At 71.0% G+C, this 1007-nt stretch carries 1 protein-coding gene; it reads left to right on the forward strand.

Translation table 11 applies throughout. From position 1 onward, the window contains the following. The coding region (locus G6031_RS16065; RefSeq protein WP_182653801.1) for an aldehyde dehydrogenase family protein at positions 1-921 on the forward strand (921 nt) is incomplete at its 5' end. Positions 922-1007: the final 86 nt, after the last annotated feature.

The following is a 1007-nucleotide window of genomic DNA, read 5'->3' on the forward strand; positions in this document are numbered from 1 at the left end:
TCCGCGCTGTGGCTGGCGGACCTGTTCCGCGAGGCCGGACTGCCCGAGGGTGTGCTGTCCGTGGTGACCGGCCCGAGCTCCGTGGGCGACCACCTGGTCTCGCACCCGGAGGTCGACAAGATCTCGTTCACCGGCTCCACGGGGGTCGGCAAGCACATCGCCGGGATCGCCGCGCAGAACCTCACCCGCTGCTCGCTCGAGCTCGGCGGCAAGAGCGCGGCGATCATCCTCGAGGACGCCGACATCGCCGCCAACGCCGGGACCATGGTGTTCTCCGCCCTGATGAACTCCGGCCAGGCGTGCGTGTCCCAGAACCGCATCCTCGCCCCGCGGTCGCGCTACGACGAGGTCGTGGAGGCCCTGGTCGAGAACGTCAAGGCCATGCCGGTCGGCGACCCGTCCGCCGAGGGCACCGCGTTCGGCCCGCTGGCCAACCACAAGCAGAAGGACAGCGTCGAGGGGTACATCCGCAAGGGTGTCGAGGAGGGCGCGACCATCGCCTACGGCGGCGGGAAGGTCGAGGGACTGCCCGCCGGCGTCGCCGAGGGTGCCTTCGTCCAGCCGACCGTGTTCACCGACGTCGACAACTCCATGACCATCGCCCAGGAGGAGATCTTCGGGCCCGTGCTCCAGGTCATCGCGTACGACACCGTCGACGAGGCCGTGCGGATCGCCAACGACTCCGAGTTCGGTCTGGCCGGAGCCGTGTACTCGGCCGACCCGGACGCCGCGCTCGCCGTGGCGCAGCGGGTGCGCACCGGCACCATGGGCATCAACTGGTACGCCTTCGACCCGAGCGCGCCGTTCGGCGGCTTCAAGAACTCCGGCCTCGGCCGCGAGAACGGACCCGAGGGGCTGGACGCCTACTGCGAGCTGCAGAGCGTGCTCATGCCGTTCGGATGGGAAGCGCCCGCGGGGTGAGCCCCGTCTGAGCGTGGTGGGGATCGCCCGGCCGGGCGGCCCCCACCACCCGGCACGACAGCGGCGCCGGACCCGATCACGGGTAA

Source organism: Dietzia sp. CQ4 (assembly GCF_014145125.1).
Taxonomy (GTDB): Bacteria; Actinomycetota; Actinomycetes; order Mycobacteriales; family Mycobacteriaceae; genus Dietzia; species Dietzia natronolimnaea.